This window comes from Streptomyces sp. NPDC048106, assembly GCF_040706415.1.
GTDB lineage: Bacteria > Actinomycetota > Actinomycetes > Streptomycetales > Streptomycetaceae > Streptomyces.
In genome coordinates this window covers 67,008-89,802 of record NZ_JBEZND010000017.1, presented here as the reverse complement: position 1 = coordinate 89,802, position 22,795 = coordinate 67,008, and the positions used below count along the sequence as shown (strand labels likewise).

The 22,795-nt window shown below is 70.7% G+C and carries 17 protein-coding genes; 13 read left to right on the top strand and 4 right to left on the bottom strand.

Translation table 11 applies throughout. From position 1 onward, the window contains the following. Positions 1–52 precede the first annotated feature (52 nt). Entirely contained in the window at positions 53–832 is a 780-nt protein-coding gene (lexA, locus tag AB0927_RS19245) for a transcriptional repressor LexA (RefSeq protein WP_366668821.1), read from the bottom strand. 694 nt (positions 833–1,526) lie between these two features. Between lexA and nrdR the strand changes: the two genes are divergently transcribed. Together nrdR and AB0927_RS19235 are read left to right on the top strand one after the other, a co-directional pair. Continuing rightward, the gene (nrdR, locus tag AB0927_RS19240; protein WP_366668820.1) at positions 1,527–2,099 is read left to right on the top strand and encodes a transcriptional regulator NrdR; all 573 of its coding nucleotides are present in this window, start codon (positions 1,527–1,529) and stop codon (positions 2,097–2,099) included. Positions 2,100–2,264: 165 nt separating this feature from the next. Beyond that, positions 2,265–5,168, top strand: coding sequence for a vitamin B12-dependent ribonucleotide reductase (locus tag AB0927_RS19235; protein WP_366668819.1), 2,904 nt, complete (start codon positions 2,265–2,267; stop codon positions 5,166–5,168). Between the two features lie 157 nt (positions 5,169–5,325). Here AB0927_RS19235 and AB0927_RS19230 read toward each other — a convergent pair whose 3' ends face one another. Beyond that, positions 5,326–5,853, bottom strand: a complete 528-nt coding sequence (locus AB0927_RS19230) for a TerD family protein (protein WP_366668818.1) — start codon at positions 5,851–5,853, stop codon at positions 5,326–5,328. Positions 5,854–6,006: 153 nt separating this feature from the next. Between AB0927_RS19230 and AB0927_RS19225 the strand changes: the two genes are divergently transcribed. The 5 genes from AB0927_RS19225 to AB0927_RS19205 all read left to right on the top strand — a co-directional run bounded on the left by AB0927_RS19225 (position 6,007) and on the right by AB0927_RS19205 (position 10,027). Beyond that, positions 6,007–6,612: a YdbC family protein gene (locus AB0927_RS19225; protein WP_366668817.1), complete on the top strand. Its 606-nt coding sequence runs from the start codon at positions 6,007–6,009 to the stop codon at positions 6,610–6,612. Between the two features lie 103 nt (positions 6,613–6,715). Next, on the top strand, positions 6,716–7,375 hold the full coding sequence (locus AB0927_RS19220) for a histidine phosphatase family protein (RefSeq protein WP_366668816.1): 660 nt from the start codon (positions 6,716–6,718) through the stop codon (positions 7,373–7,375). Between the two features lie 12 nt (positions 7,376–7,387). Then, positions 7,388–8,293 (top strand): ADP-ribosylglycohydrolase family protein, encoded by a 906-nt coding sequence (locus AB0927_RS19215; protein WP_366668814.1) that lies wholly within the window; start codon positions 7,388–7,390, stop codon positions 8,291–8,293. Positions 8,294–8,633: 340 nt separating this feature from the next. Beyond that, complete coding sequence (locus AB0927_RS19210; RefSeq protein WP_366668813.1) at positions 8,634–9,335, top strand: ribonuclease HII; 702 nt, start codon at positions 8,634–8,636, stop codon at positions 9,333–9,335. 68 nt (positions 9,336–9,403) lie between these two features. Beyond that, positions 9,404–10,027: a hypothetical protein gene (locus AB0927_RS19205; RefSeq protein WP_366668811.1), complete on the top strand. Its 624-nt coding sequence runs from the start codon at positions 9,404–9,406 to the stop codon at positions 10,025–10,027. Positions 10,028–10,289: 262 nt separating this feature from the next. Here the strand turns inward: AB0927_RS19205 and AB0927_RS19200 are convergent, their stop codons facing one another. Continuing rightward, complete coding sequence (locus AB0927_RS19200) at positions 10,290–10,904, bottom strand: hypothetical protein (RefSeq protein WP_366668809.1); 615 nt, start codon at positions 10,902–10,904, stop codon at positions 10,290–10,292. A 552-nt stretch (positions 10,905–11,456) separates the two neighbouring features. Here AB0927_RS19200 and AB0927_RS19195 point away from each other — a divergent pair. Continuing rightward, positions 11,457–12,911: a hypothetical protein gene (locus tag AB0927_RS19195; RefSeq protein WP_366668808.1), complete on the top strand. Its 1,455-nt coding sequence runs from the start codon at positions 11,457–11,459 to the stop codon at positions 12,909–12,911. Here the strand turns inward: AB0927_RS19195 and AB0927_RS19190 are convergent. Next, a complete protein-coding gene (locus AB0927_RS19190; RefSeq protein ID WP_366668807.1) occupies positions 12,895–13,842 on the bottom strand; it encodes a hypothetical protein in 948 nt (315 codons plus the stop codon). The genes AB0927_RS19195 and AB0927_RS19190 overlap by 17 nt on opposite strands. Positions 13,843–14,526: 684 nt before the next feature. Here AB0927_RS19190 and AB0927_RS19185 point away from each other — a divergent pair. From AB0927_RS19185 to AB0927_RS19165, 5 genes are all read left to right on the top strand, one after another. After that, a complete protein-coding gene (locus tag AB0927_RS19185; RefSeq protein ID WP_366668806.1) occupies positions 14,527–16,686 on the top strand; it encodes a RecQ family ATP-dependent DNA helicase in 2,160 nt (719 codons plus the stop codon). Between the two features lie 291 nt (positions 16,687–16,977). Continuing rightward, positions 16,978–18,390, top strand: a complete 1,413-nt coding sequence (locus AB0927_RS19180; protein WP_366668805.1) for a DUF4192 domain-containing protein — start codon at positions 16,978–16,980, stop codon at positions 18,388–18,390. Positions 18,391–18,498: 108 nt separating this feature from the next. Then, a complete protein-coding gene (locus AB0927_RS19175; protein WP_366668804.1) occupies positions 18,499–19,257 on the top strand; it encodes an NUDIX hydrolase in 759 nt (252 codons plus the stop codon). Positions 19,258–19,394: 137 nt separating this feature from the next. Further along, complete coding sequence (locus tag AB0927_RS19170) at positions 19,395–21,557, top strand: ATP-binding cassette domain-containing protein (RefSeq protein ID WP_366668803.1); 2,163 nt, start codon at positions 19,395–19,397, stop codon at positions 21,555–21,557. Between the two features lie 166 nt (positions 21,558–21,723). Next, positions 21,724–22,611 (top strand): FadR/GntR family transcriptional regulator, encoded by an 888-nt coding sequence (locus tag AB0927_RS19165; RefSeq protein ID WP_366668802.1) that lies wholly within the window; start codon positions 21,724–21,726, stop codon positions 22,609–22,611. Positions 22,612–22,795 lie beyond the last annotated feature (184 nt).

Here is a 22,795-nt window from a genome sequence, read left to right as displayed (position 1 = left end):
GAGGTTCCGGGGCCCGGTCAGGGAGCGAGCGGGGGTCCGCTCGCCGCGGGCGTCACACGCGCCGCAGTACGGCGACCACCTTGCCCAGGATGGTGGCGTCGTCGCCGGGGATCGGCTCGTAGGCCGCGTTGTGCGGGAGGAGCCAGACGTGGCCGTCCTCGCGCTTGAAGCGCTTCACCGTGGCCTCGCCGTCGAGCATGGCGGCCACGATGTCGCCGTTCTCCGCGACCGGCTGGCGGCGGACGGTGACCCAGTCGCCGTCGCAGATCGCGGCCTCGATCATGGAGTCGCCGACGACCTTCAGGACGAACAGCTCACCGTCGCCGACAAGCTGGCGGGGGAGCGGGAAGACGTCCTCCACGGACTCCTCGGCGAGGATCGGACCACCGGCGGCGATCCGGCCGACCAGCGGGACGTACGACGCGGCGGGCTTGCCGGTGGTGTCCGTGGGCTGCACCGACACGGCCTGGTCGGAGCCGCGCACCTCGTAGGCGCGCGGGCGGTGCGGGTCGCGGCGCAGGAAGCCCTTGCGCTCCAGTGCCATCAGCTGGTGTGCCACGGAGGAGGTGCTGGAGAGGCCGACGGCCTGGCCGATCTCCCGCATCGACGGCGGATAGCCCCGCCGCTGCACGGAGTCCCTGATGACCTCGATCACCCGGCGCTGCCGGTCGGTGAGTCCGGAGCTGTCCGCCCGGATGCCTGGAGGTCGGCCCGGCAGGGAGCGCCGCTGCCCCTCGGGATTCGTGGCTTCGTTCATCGCGTGTACCGGCTCGACCCGGCCCTGGGAGCGGTCCTGGGCGGTGATGGTGGCACTGTCTGCGGTGGTGGTCACGTCGGCCCCTCTCGATGGTCTCCCTGCTGGACAACGGTAGTTGCTTTCGAAAGGTTGCGCCAAACACACGTTCGAGTGAAAAAGTGCGATTCACCTGTTGCGATCGGGTGTTTGGGTGTATGGCTGACGCGGCAGCGGGTGACCGAAAGCGCTCTTTTTGTGCGTTGTACTCTTTTCCGCCGGGGTTGCCGACCTCGTGAGTGCTTCCCCAGTCTGCCATCCGGAACCCGGCCCGCCGGGACGAGGGGTCCGTTCTGCGCCGGAGTCCTACGCATCCTCCGTGCGGCGCCCACGGTATCTCCGTAAGCCTCACAGCGGTGCGGTCCCGCGCCCGCGTGTCACTCCGGAAGGGACGCCCGGGTTCTCCGGAAGGGACGCCCGGGTTCTCCGGAAGGGACGCCCGGGTTCTCCGGAAGGGACGCCCGGGTTCTCCGGAAGGGGTGTCCGGGGCTGGGGCGAGGGCGTCCGCTTCGCCGCGGGGGTGTCCCGTCCCGCCTCTTCCCGCCCGACACGCGGTCCGGCCTCGGCGAATGAGCCGATCCCCACATCTAGTGGTTGGATGGCTGCAGCGGCCCACAAGTTGTGGTCCCCCCGGTCGGAGACGGCTCCACGATCGCCTATGCTTAGGGCTGCTTCGCGGGGCCCCTGGGACTCGACGAGGCTGTTGAGTCTGCTGTGAGGAGGGTTGGAGATCATGCACTGTCCCTTCTGCAGGCATTCCGACAGCCGGGTGGTCGACAGCCGTACGACCGACGACGGCACGTCGATCCGCAGGCGCCGCCAGTGCCCCGACTGCTCCCGTCGTTTCACGACCGTGGAGACCTGCTCGCTCATGGTGGTGAAGCGGTCCGGGGTCACCGAGCCCTTCAGCCGTACCAAGGTCATCAACGGCGTACGCAAGGCGTGCCAGGGGCGGCCCGTCACCGAGGACGCGCTCGCCCAGCTCGGCCAGCGGGTCGAGGAGGCGGTGCGGGCCACCGGGAGCGCCGAGCTGACCACCCATGACGTGGGTCTGGCCATCCTCGGTCCGCTCCAGGAGCTCGACCTCGTCGCCTATCTGAGGTTCGCCTCGGTCTACCGGGCGTTCGACTCGCTCGACGACTTCGAGGCCGCCATCGCGGAACTGAGGCAGACGAAGCGCGGCCCCGCCGCGGCCGGGGCGGACGAGCCGGACGAGACCGACGGGACGGCCGCGGGGAGCCAGGAAGACGAACGCGGGAGCGGCGGGACCTCCGAGGTCCCCCGGCCCGCGCGCGCCGCCGACTGACCGGCGCGCCGGAGACCGGGAGAGGGCCCGGAATCCGGCCGCGAGGCGGCGACCGAAGACCTGTTGCGGGTGGCAGCTGAGGGTGCCCGCAACACATGACAGAACACCGTGCCACGGGAACAATCGGGGCACTTCTGGGCGTTTTTGCCCGTACAGGGAGGCGGCATGACAGAGACGGCGAGCGGTCCGGCACGAAATTCCCGAGCCAAGGGCGGCAAGGCGGGAAACAAGGGACTGCACATCGAGCGCATCCACACCACCCCCGGCGTGCACCCGTACGACGAGGTCGAGTGGGTGAGCCGTGACGTCGTCATGACCAACTGGCGCGACGGCTCGGTCAACTTCGAGCAGCGTGGCGTCGAGTTCCCCGACTTCTGGTCGGTGAACGCGGTCAACATCGTCACCAGCAAGTACTTCCGTGGTGCCGTCGGCACCCCGCAGCGCGAGACCGGCCTCAAGCAGCTGATCGACCGCATCGTGAAGACGTACCGGAAGGCCGGTGAGGACCACAAGTACTTCGCCTCGCCCGCCGACGCGGAGATCTTCGAGCACGAGCTGGCCTACGCGCTCCTGCACCAGATCTTCAGCTTCAACAGCCCGGTGTGGTTCAACGTCGGCACCCCGCAGCCCCAGCAGGTCTCGGCCTGCTTCATCCTGTCCGTCGACGACTCCATGGAGTCGATCCTCGACTGGTACAAGGAAGAGGGCATGATCTTCAAGGGCGGCTCCGGTGCCGGCCTGAACCTCTCCCGCATCCGCTCCTCCAAGGAACTGCTCTCCTCGGGCGGCAACGCCTCGGGACCGGTCTCCTTCATGCGCGGTGCCGACGCCTCCGCCGGCACCATCAAGTCCGGTGGCGCCACCCGCCGCGCCGCCAAGATGGTCGTGCTCGACGTCGACCACCCCGACATCGAGGACTTCATCGAGACCAAGGTGAAGGAGGAGGAGAAGATCCGCGTCCTGCGCGACGCGGGCTTCGACATGGACCTGGGCGGGGACGACATCGCGTCCGTCCAGTACCAGAACGCCAACAACTCGGTCCGCGTGAACGACGAGTTCATGAAGGCCGTCGAGGCGGGCGGCGACTTCGGGCTGCGCGCCCGGATGACCGGCGAGGTCATCGAGGAGGTCGACGCCAAGGCGCTCTTCCGCAAGATCGCCGAGGCCGCGTGGGCCTGCGCCGACCCGGGCATCCAGTACGACGACACGATCAACAACTGGCACACCTGCCCCGAGTCCGGCCGGATCACCGCGTCGAACCCGTGCAGCGAGTACATGCACCTGGACAACACGTCCTGCAACCTGGCCTCGCTGAACCTGATGAAGTTCCTGAAGGACGACGGCAAGGGCCACCAGTCCTTCGAGACCGAGCGCTTCCAGCAGGTCGTCGAGCTGGTCATCACCGCGATGGACATCTCGATCTGCTTCGCGGACTTCCCGACCCAGAAGATCGGCGAGAACACCCGCGCCTTCCGCCAGCTCGGCATCGGCTACGCCAACCTCGGCGCCCTGCTGATGGCCACCGGCCACGCGTACGACTCCGAGGGCGGCCGCGCCCTGGCCGGCGCCATCACCTCCCTGATGACGGGCACCGCCTACCGCCGCTCCGCCGAACTGGCCGCGGTCGTCGGCGCGTACGACGGCTACGCCCGCAACGCCGACGCCCACCAGCGCGTCATGAAGCAGCACGCCGACGCCAACGGCAAGGCCGTGCGCATGGACGACCTGGACACCCCGGTGTGGGCCGCCGCCACGGAGGCCTGGCAGGACGTGGTCCGCCTCGGCGAGAAGAACGGCTTCCGCAACGCCCAGGCGTCCGTGCTCGCCCCGACCGGCACCATCGGTCTGGCGATGTCCTGCGACACCACCGGTGTCGAGCCCGACCTGGCGCTCGTGAAGTTCAAGAAGCTGGTCGGCGGCGGCTCGATGCAGATCGTCAACGGCACCGTGCCGCAGGCCCTGCGCCGCCTGGGTTACCAGGAGGAGCAGATCGAGGCGATCGTCGCCCACATCGCCGAGCACGGCAACGTGATCGACGCGCCCGGTCTCAAGCAGGACCACTACGAGGTGTTCGACTGCGCCATGGGCGAGCGGGCCATCTCCCCGATGGGCCACGTCCGGATGATGGCCGCGATCCAGCCGTGGATCTCCGGCGCGATCTCCAAGACGGTCAACATGCCGGAGACGGCGACCGTCGAGGAGGTCGAGGAGATCTACTTCGAGGCCTGGAAGCTCGGCGTCAAGGCGCTCGCGATCTACCGCGACAACTGCAAGGTCGGCCAGCCGCTCTCCGCCAAGAAGAAGGAGGAGGAGAAGGCCGAGATCGCCGAGAAGGCCGAGGGCACGATCCGTACCGCGGTCGAGAAGGTCGTCGAGTACCGCCCGGTCCGCAAGCGCCTCCCGAAGGGTCGTCCCGGCATCACCACGTCCTTCACCGTCGGCGGCGCCGAGGGCTACATGACCGCCAACTCCTACCCGGACGACGGTCTCGGCGAGGTCTTCCTGAAGATGTCCAAGCAGGGCTCGACCCTCGCGGGCATGATGGACGCCTTCTCCATCGCGGTCTCCGTCGGCCTCCAGTACGGCGTGCCGCTGGAGACGTACGTCTCGAAGTTCACCAACATGCGCTTCGAGCCGGCCGGCATGACGGACGACCCGGACGTGCGGATGGCGCAGTCCATCGTGGACTACATCTTCCGCCGCCTGGCGCTGGACTTCCTGCCCTTCGAGACCCGCTCCGCGCTCGGCATCCACTCCGCCGAGGAGCGCCAGCGGCACCTGGAGACCGGTTCCTACGAGCAGTCGCTCGACGACGACGAGGTCGACGTCGAGGGCCTGGCCCAGTCCGCGCCCCGCGCCCAGGAGCCGAAGGCCGTCGCCGCCCCGAGGGCCGAGACCGAGGTGGCCAAGCCCGCCCCGAAGCAGGCCCACACCAACGCGGAACTGGTGGAGATGCAGCTGGGCATCCAGGCCGACGCCCCGCTCTGCTTCTCCTGCGGCACCAAGATGCAGCGCGCCGGCTCCTGCTACATCTGCGAGGGCTGCGGCTCGACGAGCGGCTGCAGCTGACACCGGGCGGCACCGCGCCGGACGCGACGTCCGGCGTGTAGCCCGCCTCCGTAGCTGACCAGCAGCGCACGAAGGGGACCGGCCACTGGCCGGTCCCCTTCGTCACGCCGGGCCGCCCGCCCCGCCCCGCGCCTCGCCGAGCAGGCGGCGTCTGCGACTAGTGCGCGCGCCCCATGACGCGGGTGAAGGTCTCCGGGTCCTCGTGGAAGCCGTGGACGCCGGGGCGGAAGATCCATTCACCGGAGTCGTTGCGGACGAACTCGGCGATGGTGGCGGCGGTGGCGTCATGGACCGAGGAGAAGTCGTCCTGGGAGAGGACGGTGTAGCCCTCGCGCACGCGCATGGCGGGGTTGAGGACACCCGCGAACGTGCGGCGGGCGGGCTGCTGCTGGATGACGACGCCCACCACGACACGGGCGTAGCGCTCGCTGAGCCGGTCGACCTCCAGGGTCATGACCTCGTCCCAGCCGAAGCCCCTGCCGTCGGTGCTGTCGCGGTTGAGGAAGATGGTGCCGTCGGGCGAACGGCTGTCGAAGTGCACCAGATAGGCCGGGGTCCCGTACGGGTCGCCCGTCTCGAAGGTCGCGGCGATGATGTCGAGATCGGTGGGCGGCGTGCCCGCGGGACTGGGATCCCATTTGACCGCGACCTCGACCTTGTCCATTCCCTTGCTGAAACCGGGCACCGGGCCTCCCCTTCCCTGTGGGCACCTCGTCCCCAACTCCCGTGCTGCAGCCGAGGATCCTTGCACATCGTGCCACGTACGGCGGGCCGAGCGCGCGAACGAACTCCACCGGAGCGTGACCGGCGCCACGCCCGGTGGCCTTACGATGGCGCGGTGCTGGTCAAGTGGATTCGCTGCACCGTGGTGGACCGCCGGGGGTTCGAGCGGGGACAGCGGAAATGGGCGGGGCTCCCGGGAGAGCCGGGTTTCCGGGGACAGGGCGGAGGCTGGAGCCGGCGGCGGCCGGAGGTGGCGCACATCGTCGCCTTCTGGGAGAGCCGCGCCTTCTACGACTCCTTCATGGCCCGCTCCCACGACCGGCTGGCGGCCGCCCAGGTCGGCACCTTCAAGAACGCCCAGGTCAAACTGTTCGAGTACCGCTTCGACGTGAAGACCGGCTTCGAACCGCGCTTCACCGACTCCGACCTGCTCAGACTGGCCCTGTGCCGGGTCCACGAGGAGCGGGTGGAGCACTTCACCCTCATGCAGGAGAAGGTCTGGAACCCGGCGATGGCGGGCTCGCCCGGCATGATCCGCGGGATGTTCGCCGAGGCACCCGAGCAGGAGTTCCTGATCCTGTCGATGTGGCGGGCGGCCGCCGAACACGGCAAGTACCGCACCGAACGGGTGGAGCGCCTCGCCCTGCGCGCCCAGACCGAGGCGGACATCTCGGCCCTCTCCGGCGACATCGTCGACCTGGAACCGTCCTGGACGGTCTAGAACGGGGATTCCGGCCGGTCGGTCCGTAATCCGATCTGTGACTTACGCTGTACAAGCCCGGTACGAGTGCTCGGTTGCCCGCCGCTCGCTCTAGGGTTTTGGCATGGCACGACCACGGCGCATCGTCCTTGTCCGGCACGGCGAGTCGACGGGCAACACCGACGACTCCGTGTACGAGCGCGAGCCGGACCACGCCCTGGCGCTGACCGAGCTGGGCCGGCGGCAAGCGGAGGAGACCGGCAAACGGCTCCGGGAGCTGTTCGGCCCCGAACAGGTGAGCGTGTACGTCTCCCCGTACCGCCGCACCCACGAGACCCTCAGCGCCTTCCAGCTCGACCCCGGCCTCATACGCGTCCGCGAGGAGCCCCGGCTGCGCGAGCAGGACTGGGGCAACTGGCAGGACCGCGACGACGTACGCCTGCAGAAGGCCTACCGCGACGCCTACGGCCACTTCTTCTTCCGCTTCCCGCAGGGCGAGTCCGGCGCCGACGTCTACGACCGGGTCGGCGGCTTCCTGGAGAGCCTGTTCCGCAGCTTCGAGGCCCCCGACCACCCGCCCAACGTGCTCCTGGTGACCCATGGGCTCGCGATGCGGCTGTTCTGCATGCGCTGGTTCCACTGGACGGTCGCGGAATTCGAGTCGCTGTCCAACCCGGACAACGCCGAGATGCGGATGCTCGTCCTCGGCGAGGACGGCAGGTACACACTCGACCGGCCCTTCGAACGCTGGCGTGAACCGGTGCCGGACTGGGCCAACGGATAGAGTGACAGAGCGATGACCGCACACTTCTCCCCCCGTGGACGCCACGAGCGCGCCCTGGCGAGCCTGCGCGGGCTGGCCGTCGGGGACGCCCTGGGTGCCCAGTTCTTCGTCCCCGCCAACCACCCCCTGCTCAAGCGCCGCGAGCTGCCGGCCGGGCCCTGGCCGTGGACGGACGACACCGAGATGGCCTGTTCCGTCCTCGCCGTGCTCGCCGCGCACCAGCGCGTCGACCAGGACGCCCTGGCCCGCTCCTTCGCCGACCACCACGACCCGGACCGGGGCTACGGGCCCACGGCGAGCCGGCTGCTGAGCCTCGTCCGGCAGGGCGAGGACTGGCGCGGGCCGGCCGCCGCCCTCTTCCACGGGAGGGGCTCCTGGGGCAGCGGCGCGGCGATGCGGACCGCGCCCCTGGGCGCCTGGTACGCGGACGATCCGGAGCAGGCCACCCACCAGGCGGAGATCTCGGCCTACCCCACGCACCAGCACCGGGAGGCGGTGGTCGGTGCCATGGCGGTGGCGGCGGCCGCGGCGCTGGCCGGTTCGCCGGACGGGCCGCCCACACCCGAGGCCCTCCTCGACGGAGTGATCGCGCTCGTCCCGAAGAGCGCGGTCGGCCAGGGCCTGCGCCGCGCCCGCGACATGCTCGACTACGGCGACGCGGTCACCGTCGCCGCGGTGCTGGGCTGCGGACGGCGGAGGAGCGCCCACGACACCGTGCCCTTCGCGCTGTGGTCCGCCGCGCGGGGCCTCGGCGACTTCGAGACGGCGTTCTGGACGACGGCCCGGGTGGGCGGCGATGTGGACACCACCTGCGCGATCGTGGGCGGAGTCCTCGCGGCGGGCAAGGCGGGGGCCCCGCCCGCCGAGTGGACGCAGCGGGCGGAGGCACTGCCCGACTGGGTGCCGCAGACGCTCTGACGGCCGTACCTACTGGTATATACGGCCGGATGCGCGCGATTCGCGGATGCGACTCTCCTCGGGAGGGCGCCCTTGCGGGACGGGTGGGGTGGAGTAGTCAATGGGTTCTTGCATCTGGATCAACCATGGTTCGAGGAACCGGAGTTAGGGCCAGTCCGACGCGGTCGGCGGCTCGTTCTCCGCGTCCACTTGCCGTCGGCTGCCGCCCTCGCTTCCCGTGCGCGCCAGCAAATTCGAGAACCTGGATTCCGCTACGGCCACCGACCGGCCGGCGCTCCCGCCGTCGCATGGCCGACCGGGGTGTCGGCCGACGCTCCCGGCGGCGTAATCTAAGGGCGCCATGCCGTACGAACCTCCTACTCACACCGTCGAGCGCTCCCTGCGTGCCACGACCGGAGCGAAGGTCATCGCCGGTGTCGACGAGGTGGGGCGCGGCGCCTGGGCCGGGCCCGTCACCGTCTGCGCGGCGATCACCGGACTGCGCCGGCCGCCCATGGGCCTGACCGACTCCAAGCTGCTGACCGTCAAACGGCGCACCGAACTGGACGAGATCCTGCGGGCGTGGGTGACGGCCTACGCGCTGGGGCATGCTTCGCCCGAGGAGATCGACGGCATGGGGATGACGGCCGCGCTGCGGCTCGCCGCGGTCCGCGCCCTGGACGCCCTGCCGGTCCACCCCGACGCCGTGATCCTCGACGGGAAGCACGACTATCTCGGTGCCCCGTGGCAGGTGCGTACGGTGATCAAGGGCGATCGCTCGTGCGTCGCCGTCGCGGCGGCCTCGGTGATCGCCAAGGTTCAGCGCGACAAAATGATGGCCGAACTGGCTGTCGACCATGCAGACTTCGGGTTTGCGGACAACGCCGGGTATCCGTCGCCCGTGCACAAGGCCGCACTGGAAGAGCGGGGCCCCACCCCGCACCACCGTTTGTCGTGGGCGTATCTTGATGCGCTGCCCCAGTGGCGGCATCTCAAGAAGGTCCGCAACAGGGCGGACGGGAGCGTTCCGGAAATCGAGGGTCAGCTCGGCTTCGACTTCTGACGGTTCCGATCGCACTGATGTGCCACCCCGTCGTCAGTGCCACTTCAACGTTTGATAAAAATCAGCTCATGCCTCTCATTCCCGAGGAGCCTCAGATTCACGAGAGTGCCCAGGGTCCCCGCGCCACGCCCGCCAGCGGCCGCACCGCGCCGACCCCTCGCCCCGTACCCGGCCCCCGTCCCGCGGCGCCGTCCCGCCCCGGTCGTCCCGGCCCTCAGCGGCCCACGCCGCCGGTGCAGCGCACGCCGCGTGACGTGACTCCGGCCAGTCCCGGGCCTTCCGGTCCGGCCACCCCCGCCTCCGCCGCGGGTCCGCAGATCCAGCTGATCCCGGCCTCGGCCGAGGGCGCGATCGACGCCGCCGAGGAGGCCGTCGACGTACTGCTGGAAGCGGGCCGTGCCCCCGGCGACGTGCTCGTGATCACCACGGGTGCCCAGCACCCGTGGGCCGAGCACGAACTGACCTTCGGCGAAGCCGCCTACTGGGCCCAGCACGACGCGGGTGACGACGTCTTCTACACGGACGCCGCCATCGCCTCCCGTGCCGCATCCCGCCCGGTGGTCGTCGTGGCCGTCAACGGGGGCTCCGCCGCCGCCGACGTCCTGCCGCTGGCCCACGCCCGGGCGGGAGCCCTGCTGATCGTCTGCGGTGACCCGCAGCAGATCAACTCGCTCCTGGGCACCGGCGTCTGAACCACCCGTCGGGCACCTGAAGTCGGCCGCCGCCTGAGGGGGGCACCGCACGGTGCGCCCTTCGGCATATCCGCGGGTCCGGTACGACCGGTGCAGGCCGTACGGCCGTCAGGGCAGGCCGACCGAACCGGTCGGAGTCCTCGGTTCCTGTCGCCCCGGCCGTGTGAAGTCGGGGCGCTGGGCCTCCCGGTGGGAGGCACCCGGCAATGCCGGGCGCCTGGCCGATGTGCGGCCGCCGGTCGGCCGGATCCGTGCCGCCGCCTCAGCGGGCCGCGGCCCGGCGCAGGACCTCGGAGACCGGCCCGCCGGTACGGGGCACGGGCGGCGGGGCGTCCGCCGTGGCGAACGGCTCAGGCGCCGAATGGGCGTTGGGACGGCGTCCGCCGCGCCCCTCGCCCAGCACCTGCCAGCCGTCGTGGGTCAGCGTGATGTACGCACCGCACCGCAGCCCGTGCAGGGTGCAGGCGTCACGCAGCCCCCACATCCAGGCACCGTCCTCCTCGGTCCAACGCGCGTCGCCCTCACGGCAGTAGAGCAGGACGGCGGTGCGCACCGGGGTACGGCGGCGCAGGTCGTGCGGTATGACCCGGCGCAACTGGGACAGCAGGGCATTGCGGAACATCCAGCCGTCCGCGGGGGCGGCCAGGCGTGTGAACGAGGCGCTGGCGCACAGCCGTTCGTCCGGGCCGAGAACGGCCACGACCGCCGTGGACGGCCGCGGACGATGCCGGACGTGCAGCCCGCTGACGACCTCACGGGGGTTGCGTAGCAACGGAATCCCGGCAGCGGCCCACTCCGCCGGCTCCAGCACGCGGCTGGCGGAGGCGGCGGACGTCGACGACGAGGCCGCCGGGGACGAGGCGAATCCGAAGGTCACGTTCCTCCCTTCGGCTACGCGCCCACACAGCGGGCGAGGTCGGATCAGGGGACCGCGCACCGCAGCGAAGCCCAACCGGACCACGGACGGACCGTGCGGGGAGCGGATCTCAATTCTTCCTGTCGAACTGGAATGCGGCAACGAGCAATTGAGGGCGCCGTCGGTTATCAGGCGGTGCGTGGCATATATCCCTACCCACAGGTCGGGCGGATGACGCATGGGGTGCTCGTGCCTCTCCAGGGCGGCTACCCGCGACGCCTCCTGCGCTTTCCGGCGGGGCGCGGGGCGCCCACGTCACCGAGGGTGGCCCCGTGTCACGGGGACGAGCGGCACCGTCAACGTGCCGTCGGGGGCCTTGAGTCGTGGCATCGGCGGCGGCCCGGTCTCCGAGTCGTGGACGCGCTCCGGCGCCGGCGAAACGGAGGCGACGCTCCGACTGCCGCGGTGGGCGACCAGCTGGTCACCCGCGTCTGGAGGGCAGGGCCGCCGCGCACGGGGCCAACCGGCGCAAACCCGCGTGCGCGGTTCCGGCTCCGGCCCGAGGCTGGCTGCATGAGCATCCGTCCATGGGTCGTCGTCGAGGCACCGGACGGCCGTGGTCTTCGCCGGGTCACCATCGGCGGGGAGACCGTAGGCAGTGCCTGGTCGCTGCGTGAGCTGCGGAAGACGCTGGACCGCCTCGGTTACCCGGACGTGGATGTGGAGGACCCGGCATCCGTGTGCTGGCGCGGCGGGGGCAGCGGTACCTGGCCCGCCCGGGCCTGGAGAAGACGCGTGACCAGCGTCCTCATGATGCTGGGGCTGGTCGCGTCCGCGGTCCTCAACGTGATGATCGGATGGCCGGACGCCTCCGGAGCCCTGACCTTCACGCAACGAATAACCGGGGCCCTGTTCGTCCTGTCCGGTCTGGTACAGGCGGCGGCAGCGGTCTCGGTGATCGACTACTGGGGAAAACGGCAGGCCAGAATCTCCGGCGCGATCGTCCTGCTCGGTGTCCTCATATCGCTGGGCACCGACAGCCTTCTCTTCCTGATGTGGTTCGAAGAGCGCGAATACACGCCGTACATGCTGGCCTTCATGCCTCTCCTGTGCTGGTCGCTGTGGGCCCTCCTCCTGCTGGTGCGGGAGAAATCATGGAAGGGACTTCCGCAACCCAGGAAGTTCGCGGCCGGCGTGTTCGTGTCCGCCCTCCTGACTGCTCTCAGCCTGACGTACTCGACTATGTACCAACCGGCAGTCGCCCCGATGCGATTCCAGTTGAAGGCGGAATTCGGGACGGCCCGGGCAGACCGCGAACGCCCCTTCGTCCAGGTCCCGCTCAAACTCTCGGTCAAGAATACCGGAGAGGTCTCGGTCTACATCGTCATCAATGACTTCACGGTCTACGGCAGAACCGCCAAGTATTCCGAACGGGGCACCCTGGTCACGGAACAATGGAAGAAGAGCTTCGAGACGGGTGAGACGAGGGAGGAGGCGGAGCTTCACGTCGATCAACTCGAATACACGGCCATAAGCAGCGGGCGGTTCTATGAGGCCGGTGAAGTGCTCGGCAGTGGGCAGGAGGACGCTCGGGTGCACGTGTTCGAGATCCCCAGGAACGTTCGGTACGACCTTCTGCACGTCGACCTGCAGATCACGTACATGAGGAAGGACCGAGGGCGGATCGACGTGCGGGAATTCGGGAAGCCGCACCCGTCATGGATCAAGGGGAGCCCGTACTCCTGCCATCCGTCACTGTGCGGCGAAACGCTCACGTATCACGGCAGGGTGCGTCACAACAACAACCTGGTCAATGTGACGCGCAAACCACGTTATGTGACAGCGGAGTGGTCGCCGACAAGAAGTCCCGAGTACTCTATATCTTCTTCTTATGACTTCAAGAGCGGAGAGGCTGCCGGTGGTCCCGCCGAAGAAACGAGGGAGGTCGACAGATTCGGCGTTTCCACGGTCTACGCCTCTTCGGAGGTGTCCCTGGCCGAGTTGCTGGGATCTATTCCTTCGTCTTAGCCATCTTGTTCCAGGAACCTGATGTGACCCCGGAATCCTGATCTAGTTGCAGGGCCGCCCGGAGGCAGTGAAGCCCTGAAGTGCCGAGGGTCCCGAAGAGTTCACCTGCCGGTACGGCATCGGCCAGCTTGGGGATGAGCTGTTTGATTTTCAGCGGAGCGTCGGCGGATTGCTCGTTCAGCAACTGGACGATTACGTCGAGGGAGTCGTTCCCTGATTCGTTGGACTTCCAGAAGTCGTTGACTCCCTCGGTTTTCCACTTCGGCGGTACCACGCTCTTGAGATCACGGTTCAGGGTGTCGTCCGGGACGGAATCGAAGACGGCGTTGGTGCAGACTTCGGCCGCTTTCGGGAGCGGCACGTCCGGCAGGCCCTGAGCCGAGGCGGCTTCCTCCTGCTTCTTCTTCATCCGGTCGGTCTGCTCGTTCGAGCCATCCGGATGTTTCAGAGACGAAGCGGCCTCGTGTGTGGTCTCCGCGAGGTCCTTCCGTTCTTTGTCAGGCGTCTTCGGGTCTCTGATGATGTCCAGCGAGACGGTTATCGCCGCCGCGAGATTCAAGGCACCCGCATGAGTTTCGTGGGTTGCGGCAGTGGTCACGTCGTTCACGATGTCGATCAGCTGTCCCCGCAGCCCCTGAGGCGTCCCGTGGTTGCCGATCATGTCCAGGGTGTATGCCGACCTCTCCGCGACCAAGGCGACCGTGCGTCGCTGGTCGGGCGACGTCCCCGGGTGGTTCACCGCGGCCAGCGCGGCGGTCACCTGCTTCACGAGGCCGGTCAACTGCCCCCGCAGTGCGGGAGGTGTCCCTGGATCGCCGATCACTTCCAGTGTGGAGGTCAGGGCCTTCGCGGTCCTGATGACGCTGTCCCGTTCCTGCGGCGGGGTCCCCGGGTCCTCCACCGTCTTCAGGGAGGTGATCAGTTGCTCCACGCTCGGGACCAGCTCCCGCGGTACTTCCCCCTGCTTCTGGCTCAGGGCCCCCGTCACTTCGTCGATGGCTGCCTTCTGCTGCGTCGCGGCGTGGGACGCAGCTGTATCGCCTTCGCTGGGACTGGGCGACTCACCGGTCCCCGACGTCTTGCCCGGTTGCGGCGTCTCGGCCGGACTCGTGGTCCCGTGCGGTGGGGAGGGCGGAGGCGACGTCGGCGCGGACGGGGTGTTCGGCGTCGATGGGGGAGGAGGCGTCGGCGACGGAGGCGCGGGTGACGGAGGCGCCGGTGAAGGAGGCGTTGAGAGAAGGAGCGGGTTCGCCCTGACCTCGCTACGGACCGGAGGCGCCGGCAGGGCGGTCGCGGAAGCCGCGGGCAACGCGAGCGCTGCCGCCAAGGCGGAGGCGCTGGTGATGTGCAGGACGTGTCGCCGGGTGGTTCTGGCCATCGCGAATCCAGACGGGATGTGCGGCACATTGCTTTGCCCGTTGCGGACAAGTCCGCTGCAAAAGTCCCTACAAGACCTACTTTTCACCGGTTCGGCGCATCACGCAACGGGAATCCGAGCGCCTGCGGGTCCTGGACGCGCCGCCCCGCTCCTCGGCTGCTGGTGGAGCGGCGGGCGTGCCGACCGTCACGCGGGGCGAAGTGGCCGATTGTCCTTGCCATCGGGTTGCATGGGGCCATGGACGATCTGGAGCTGCGTGCCGAAGCCGACGCCATCCTCGCCGAGCTGGTGGGTGATCCGACGGGGTCGGCGCGGCTGCGGGAGGACCAGTGGCAGGCGGTGGCGGCCCTGGTGGTGGAGCGCCGTCGCGCGCTGGTGGTGCAGCGCACGGGGTGGGGCAAGTCGGCGGTGTATTTCGTGGCCACCGCTCTGCTGCGCCGACGTGGCGCCGGTCCCACGGTGATCGTCTCGCCGCTGCTGGCGCTGATGCGCAACCAGGTCGAGGCGGCGGGGCGGGCCGGCATCCATGCCCGGACCATCAACTCGGCCAATCCGGAGGAGTGGGAGACGATCCACGACGAGGTCGAGCGTGGTGACGTCGATGTTCTCCTGGTAAGTCCTGAACGCCTCAATTCCGTTGATTTCCGCGAGCAGATGTTGCCCAAGCTCGCGGCCACGACGGGCCTGCTGGTGGTGGACGAGGCGCATTGCATCTCCGACTGGGGCCACGACTTCCGCCCCGACTACCGCAGGTTGCGGGCCATGTTGGCCGAGCTTGCCCCGGGTGTGCCGGTGCTGGCCACCACGGCGACCGCCAACGCCCGGGTCACGGCGGATGTGGCCGACCAACTGGGTACCGGTGGTGGCGAGGCACTGGTGCTGCGGGGCCCGCTGGACAGAGAGAGCCTGCGGCTGGGTGTGGTGCGGCTGCCGGATGCCGCGCACCGGATGGCGTGGCTGGCTCAGCATCTGGACGAGCTGCCGGGCTCCGGGATCATCTACACGCTCACCGTGGCAGCGGCCGAGGAGGCCACCGCGTTCCTGCGCCAGCGCGGCCTCGACGTGGCCTCGTACACGGGACGGACGGAGAACGCCGACCGTCAGCAGGCGGAGGACGACCTGCTGCACAACCGGGTCAAGGCACTGGTGGCCACCTCCGCGCTGGGAATGGGCTTCGACAAGCCGGACCTGGGCTTCGTGGTCCACCTCGGCTCGCCGTCCTCGCCGATCGCCTACTACCAGCAGGTCGGTCGCGCCGGCCGCGGCGTGGAGCACGCCGAGGTGCTGCTGCTGCCGGGCAAGGAGGACGAGGCCATCTGGCGCTACTTCGCCGAGACCGCCTTCCCGCCGGAGGAACAGGTGCGCCAGACCCTCGCGGCCCTCGCCGAGGCGGGACGGCCGCTGTCCGTGCCGGCCCTGGAAGGCTCGGTGGATCTGCGGCGCAGTCGGCTGGAGACGATGCTGAAGGTGCTGGACGTGGACGGTGCCGTGCGGCGGGTGAAGGGTGGATGGACGGCCACGGGTGCCGGCTGGGTGTACGACGCGGAGCGGTACGCCCGCGTGGCTGAGCAGCGGGCGGCCGAGCGGGAGGCCATGCGCTCCTACGTCGCCACCACCGGCTGCCGCATGGAGTTCCTGCGTCGCCAACTGGACGACGAGGAGGCAGTGCCGTGCGGCCGCTGCGACAACTGTGCGGGCGCTTGGGCCGACCCTGCCGTCTCGGCGGAGACCCTGGCCGGGGCGACGAAGGAACTGGACCGCCCGGGGGTGGAGATCGAGCCGCGCCGGATGTGGCCGACCGGCATGCCCGCACTGGGCGTCGACCTCAAGGGGCGCATCCCGGCCCAGCAGCAGTGTTCCCCCGGCCGGGCCCTGGGACGGCTCTCCGACATCGGCTGGGGCAATCGGCTGCGCCCGCTGCTGTCCGAGCAGGCGTCCGACGGGCCCGTCCCCGAGGACGTGCTCAAGGCCGTGGTCACGGTCCTCGCCGACTGGGCGCGCTCTCCGGGCGGCTGGATGGCGGACGGTCCGGACGCCTCTGCCCGGCCGGTGGGGGTCGTCGCCGTGCCGTCCCTGGCCCGGCCTCTGCTGGTCGCGTCCCTCGCCCAGGGGGTCGCGGACATCGGGCGGCTTCCATACCTGGGCAGCCTGGCGTACACCGGGGCGAGCGGCGCGCACGCGGCACGACGCAGCAACTCCGCTCAACGGCTCCGGGCCCTGGCCCATGCCTTCACCCTCCCTGAGGACCTGGCCGGCGCCCTGGCCCGGACCCCAGGACCCGTCCTGCTCGTGGACGACTACACCGACTCCGGCTGGACCCTCGCGGTTGCCGCCCGCCTGCTCAGGCAGGCAGGGGTCACCCAGGTACTGCCGCTGGTGCTCGCGGCGGCGGGCTGACCGGCGATCCGGCCCTGCCCGCTCCCGGCGTAAAGGCCGACTCGTCCGTAGCCTGAGACTTTGCCTCGAAGGGCCGCTGGCCTGGCCACGGGCGAGGACGGCGCCCGCCCGTGCCCGGAGATCCGGCTTGCTCGTGTGCTCGTGCTTCATGCGTTCCATGCAACCGGACGGGACCGGCGAACGGGCGGGCCGAAGCGGATCTGTGGAAAACCGCCGGCGCCTTGTCGTGTCCCTGATTCGACTTATCCACAGGCTCAAGCGGGCTCGCGGGATCCGCGAGATCGTCGGCGCATGACGAATCACAGCGAAACCACCGCACAGGTCACCCTGCGCACCGCGGCCGAACTGGCCGACGCCCTGCCCTACCTGCTGGGCTACCGCCCGGAGGACAGCATGGTCCTGGTCGCCCTGCACGACAGCGGCGGCAAGGGCAGGTTCGGCGGCCGGGCCCGGCTCGGCATCCCCGCACAGGAGGAGGACTGGGAGGAGGCCGCGCGGCAGCTGGCCCGGGGCCTGGTGAGCGGCAGCGAGCGGCGGGGCGCCAAACCCGAGCAGATGGTGGCCTACGTCTGCCAGGAACCGGCCCCGGGAGAAAGCGGCCGGGACGTCAAACGCCGGCTCGCCCGCCTTGCCCATCTGCTGCGCATCCAGTGCGGCGACCTCGACGTACCGGTCATCGAGGCCCTGTGCATCTCCGGCGGCCGCTACTGGTCGTACTGCTGCCCCGCCGAGGACTGCTGTCCCGCGGACGGTACGCCGATGGGCCTGCCCGGCACCTCCGTCGTCGCCGCCGCTGCCACCTACGCCGGCATTCAAGTCCGGGGCACGCTCAAGGAGTTGCGCGCCCGGCTCCAGCCCTGGGAGGGCGCGGCGGCGCGGGAACAGGAGGCCGCCCTCGACGCGGCCGGGCTGGCGCTGGTGCCCCGCATCCTCGACGAGGCGGGCCGTGCGGAGGTGGCCGAGGAGACCCTCGACCTCGCCGAGCGCGTGATCCGGCGCCTCGCCGCGGCGACCCCGGTCGCCGGCATGCTTCCGGCCGACCTGCGCGACGACGGCCTGATCGGACACGACGAGGCGGCGCGGTTGATCCTCGGCCTCCAGGACCGCACCACCCGTGACCGTGCCGCCGCCTGGATGGAGGGCGACGAGGCGGCCCCGGCGCTCCGGCTCTGGCGCGCCCTGGCCCGCCGCTGCGTCGGCTCCTACGGGGAACACGCCGCCCCTCCGCTGACCATGGCCGGCTGGGTCGCCTGGTCCGCGGGCGACGAACTCGAAGCCCGCGAGGCCCTGGCCATGGCGATGGGCGCCGACCCCGACTACCTCTTCGCCCGCCTCCTGCACCAGGCCTGCAACGAGGGGATCGACGTGGAGTCGGTCCGCCGCTGCCTGCGGGCGGACCGGGCCGGGAAGGCGCCGGACGCGGAGCCCCTGACACCCACGGCGGACACGGACAAGGCGGAGACGGACCAAGCGGACCCGGCACCGGCAGACGAACCGGATCCGGCCGCGCGCATCCGCCGGCGCCGCAGGCTCCGGTCCGCCATCGCCACGGCCGGTGACGGTCCCCGCGCCGCCCGTGTGCCGGGACAGCGGCGCCGGCCTGCGGGCCCCGGACCGAGCGCCGGCCGGCCCCCGCGCCCGGGCACCCGGCACCCGGCCGGCACCCGTACACACACCATGGGAACGGAGGAGACCACGACCTGAAGCGGACGGCAGCCGGCCCCGCCACCCATAACGCGACGAAGCGGAAGCCCCACCGCTGCGACCGGCGAAGGGCGTGTTTATCGTCAGGCAGACGACTATGATCGCGGCATGCCCTACGACCCGTCAGCCTTTCCGCCTTTCGCCGTCACCGTGGACCTGGTCGTGCTGACCGTTCGCCGTCATTCGCTGTGCGCGTTGGCGGTACGCCGGGGCGAGTCGCCTTTCCAGGGCCGGTGGGCGCTGCCGGGCGGCTTCGTACGGGCCGACGAGGACCTGAACCAGGCGGCGGCGCGCGAGCTGGCCGAGGAGACCGGGCTGCGCGCGCACGCACCCTCGGCCCCCGCGCAGGACAACGGAGCGCACCTGGAGCAACTGGCCACCTACGGAGACCCCGGACGGGACCCGCGGATGCGTGTGGTCAGCGTCGCGCACCTCGCGCTCGCCCCCGACCTGCCCGCACCCCGCGCGGGCGGCGACGCCAGCAACGCGCGCTGGGCCCCGGTCGAGGAACTGCTCGAACAGGGCGGCTACGGCCGCGAGGGCGAGCCCGTGGCACCGCTCGCCTTCGACCACGCCCAGATCCTCGCCGACGGCGTGGAGCGCGCCCGGTCCAAGATCGAGTACTCGTCGCTGGCCACCGCGTTCTGCCCGCCCGAGTTCACCGTCGGAGAACTGCGCCGGGTGTACGAGGCGGTATGGGGGGTGGCTCTCGACCCGCGCAACTTCCACCGCAAGGTCACCGGGACCCCCGGGTTCCTCGTTCCGACAGGAGGCACGACCACGCGTCAGGGTGGCCGCCCGGCCCAGCTCTTCAGGGCCGGTGGTGCCACGCTGCTCAATCCGCCGATGCTGCGTCCCGAGGTCTGACCGAGGCGGAGCCCGGCCGGGGAACCGGGCTCCTGTTGCGTCGAACGGTGGACAGACACCGGTGCGGAGGCGTGGCATTCATCATCAAACTCCCCCATACACCAAAAAACAGGACATCGCACGCTATCTTGCTGCAGGTGATCCAAGCCTTCGGACTGACCAGCACCTCCCGCAAGGCGCGGCCGCCCGCCGTCGACGACGTCTCCTTCGAAGCGCGCGCCGGACAGATCACCGTGCTTCTCGGAGCCGCCGGCGCGGGCAAGACCACGGCGCTGAGGCTGATGCTCGCCCTGCGGCCGGGGCGTGGCATCACCTACTTCAGAGGGCGGCCCCTGTACCGGATCGCCCACCCGGCGCGTGAGGTCGGCGTGCTCCTCGGCGACGTGCCGGGGCATCCGGCCCGCTCGGTGCGCGGTCATCTCCGCATGCTGTGCGCGGCGTCGGGCGTCCCGGTGAGCCGTGCCGACGAAGTTCTCGAAGCAGTCGGCCTCGTCAGCTTCCGCGAGGAACGGCTCGGCACGCTCTCGCGCGGCATGGACCGCAGGCTCGGCCTGGCGTGCGCCCTGCTGCCCGACCCGCACACGCTGGTCCTGGACGACCCCGCCGCCGGTCTCTCGCTGGGCGAGGCCCAGTGGCTGCACGGCATGCTGCGCGCCCACGCCGACCAGGGCGGCACCGTGCTGACGACCACGGGGGACCCGAGGGAGGCCGCGCGCGTCGCCGACCGGGTGGTCACCCTCGACGCCGGCAGGCTCGTCGCCGACCAGGAGGCCGGGGAGTTCGCCCGCACCCGGCTGCGTCCGCGCGTGGCCGTGCGCAGCCCACACGCCGGGCGCCTCGCGGCCATGCTCGCCAAGGAGGCCCGCACCGGCCGCCGTTCCGTCGAGGTCGTACGCGAGGGCGGCAACCATCTGTCCGTGTACGGCACCACGACCGCGGTCATCGGCGAGACGGCCTTCCGTCACGGCATCCTCGTCCACCAACTCGCGCCAGAACTAGGCGACATGGGGCCCGGTTCCGGTGCGGACGGCGTGCTGCCCGAGCGCGTGCCGTCCGCACCGGGACCGGCGGCAGGCCATACGTCAACGGAGCACGGGAAGACCGTGTTCGGCTTCTCCGCGCCGGCCTCACCCACCACGACCCGCACGGAACACACCACTCCGGCCCCTTCCGTGCGGAAGCCGCCTGCGTCCCACCCCTCGGGAGCCACGGACGACCCGACCCCGCCGACCGGGCCCAAGGAGGTGTCGCCGCGAGCCGAAGCCGGCGTGGCCGTCGGCGCCGGGACCACTCCCCGTCACTCCGGAAGGCCGGGAACAGCCGCCACCCGCACCGGTTCCGACCGCGCCGTCCCCACCCGTATCGCCACCGCACGCATCTCCGCCCTCCGGACCCGACTGCCCGGTGCCGGAAGACCGGCCATCCGTCCGTCAGGGACGGCAGACCGCGAGAACCGGGTCAACGGCGGCAACGACAGCGCCCGCGTCCTCGGCACGCGCGCCCCGCTCCCGCCCCCCGTCTCCGTCCGTCCCGCACCCACCCCCCTCCGCCCCCTGCGCTACGAGATCCGGCGGGCCGCGGGTGTTGGCACCGGGTTCCTGATCTGCGGCGCGGCGCTCGTGCTGTCCGTGCTGACCGCCGTGGTGCTCGCCGGGGTCGGCCACACCCCGCAGGCGCGGCTGTTCGCGGCGTGGCCGCGTCAGCTGCCGCTGCCGCCCGCCGCGCTCGCCGCGGGGCTGCTCGGGTCGCTGGCTTTCGGGGACGAGTTCCGCCACCCCGCCCTCGCGGCCGACCGCGGCACCGTGCCCCGCAGACTGGGGCTGCTGGCCGCGAAACTCCTCGTCTCCGGAGTCGCCGCGGTGCTGCTCGCCTTCCTCACCGCGGGCTGCGACGCGGAAGCGCTCTACCTCGTCTACGGCCGGGAGGTGACACAGGTTCCCGAGGACTGGCTTTCGCTGACCGCGAGTTGGTTCGGACTCGTCCTCGGGTGCGCCTGGGCCGGCGTGCTCGCGGCCGGGGTCTTCCGGTCCACCTCGGGAGGGCTCGCCGCCGTCCTCGCCGTACCCGTGGCCGTCGTGCCCCTCGTGCACACGGCGCTCCGGGGCCCGGCCGTGCGGACGGCGGCCGATCTCCCGGTGCGGATGCGGGAGGCGTTCCTGCTGCAGTGGCCGTTCGGAGGGGACCGCTACCTGCTCGCGGTGGTGCGCATGATCGCCCAACCCGTGGGCGGCGCAATGGTGTTGTCGCTCACGGCGTTGCTGTGCGCGTATCTGTTCACGACCCTGCGCACCAGGGCCTGATGACCACGGTTCTTACGGTTCTGATGCCGCTTGTGCCCACAACTCCCCGGGGGCAGCTCGTTTCTTTCCGATAAGGCGTCAATTGCGACGGGGTGAGCGATCACCCTTTCGTGTGCTTTTCACCAAAGACCTCAAGGGAGTTGGAGACGACGCCGACAAAGGATCCGTGAGTACCCTTGCGCACACCATGATGACCGCCGCCCGTTCCACCGACTCCGGTCTGGTCGGTCCGGGCGAACTCGACCGCTACCCCTACACCGACGCCCCGGTGGGCGACCGCGTCGGAGCGCCCGCCTGGGACGGAGGAGAATCCGAGCTGGGCCGGGTCGGCCGACGGTCCGCGGGCAACCGCGGACGCGGGCTGCACGGCCAACTCGTCCAGCAGCTGGGTCAGATGATCGTCTCCGGCGACCTGGGCGCGGACCGTCCGCTGGTGCCCGAGGAGATCGGCCAGCGCTTCGAGGTCTCCCGCACCGTCGTCCGCGAGTCCCTCCGTGTCCTGGAGGCCAAGGGCCTGGTCAGCGCCCGGCCGAACGTCGGCACGCGCGTGCGTCCGGTCAGCGACTGGAACCTCCTCGACCCGGACATCATCGAGTGGCGGGCCTTCGGCCCCCAGCGCGACGACCAGCGTCGGGAGCTCAGCGAGCTGCGCTGGACCATGGAGCCGCTCGCCGCCCGTCTCGCCGCGGGGCACGGCCGCGAGGAGGTGCAGCAGCGCCTGTCCGACATGGTCGAGATCATGAGCCACGCCATGGCACAGGGCGACGCGCTCACCTACTCGCGCGCCGACACCGAGTTCCACGCGCTGCTCATCCAGATCGCGGGCAACCGGATGCTGGAGCACCTCTCCGGCATCGTCAGCGCCGCCCTCCAGGTCTCCGGCGGCCCGGTCACGGTCTGCGACCGGCCGAACGAGGGGTCCCTCGCCCAGCACGCGCGGATCGTCGACGCCCTCGGCACCGGCGACGGCGGCGCGGCGGAGGCAGCCATGCGCCAACTGCTCACCGTCCATCCCGAGGTGGAGCGGGTGGTTCCCGCCCCGCGCGAGCACTGACCCGCTCCGCGGGCGGTGCGGTCACCGGTGTGCGGCGTTCCCGCGGTTCCCATGGCGCGCCGGGCCGGGGTGCCGGCCGTTGCGCCCGCCATCGCCGGACCCCGCCGGATCCTCAGGAGTCCGGCGGGGTCCGGCGGTCCGGCGGGCGATCTCCTTTGCCTGGATCTGACCGTCTTTGTTCGCT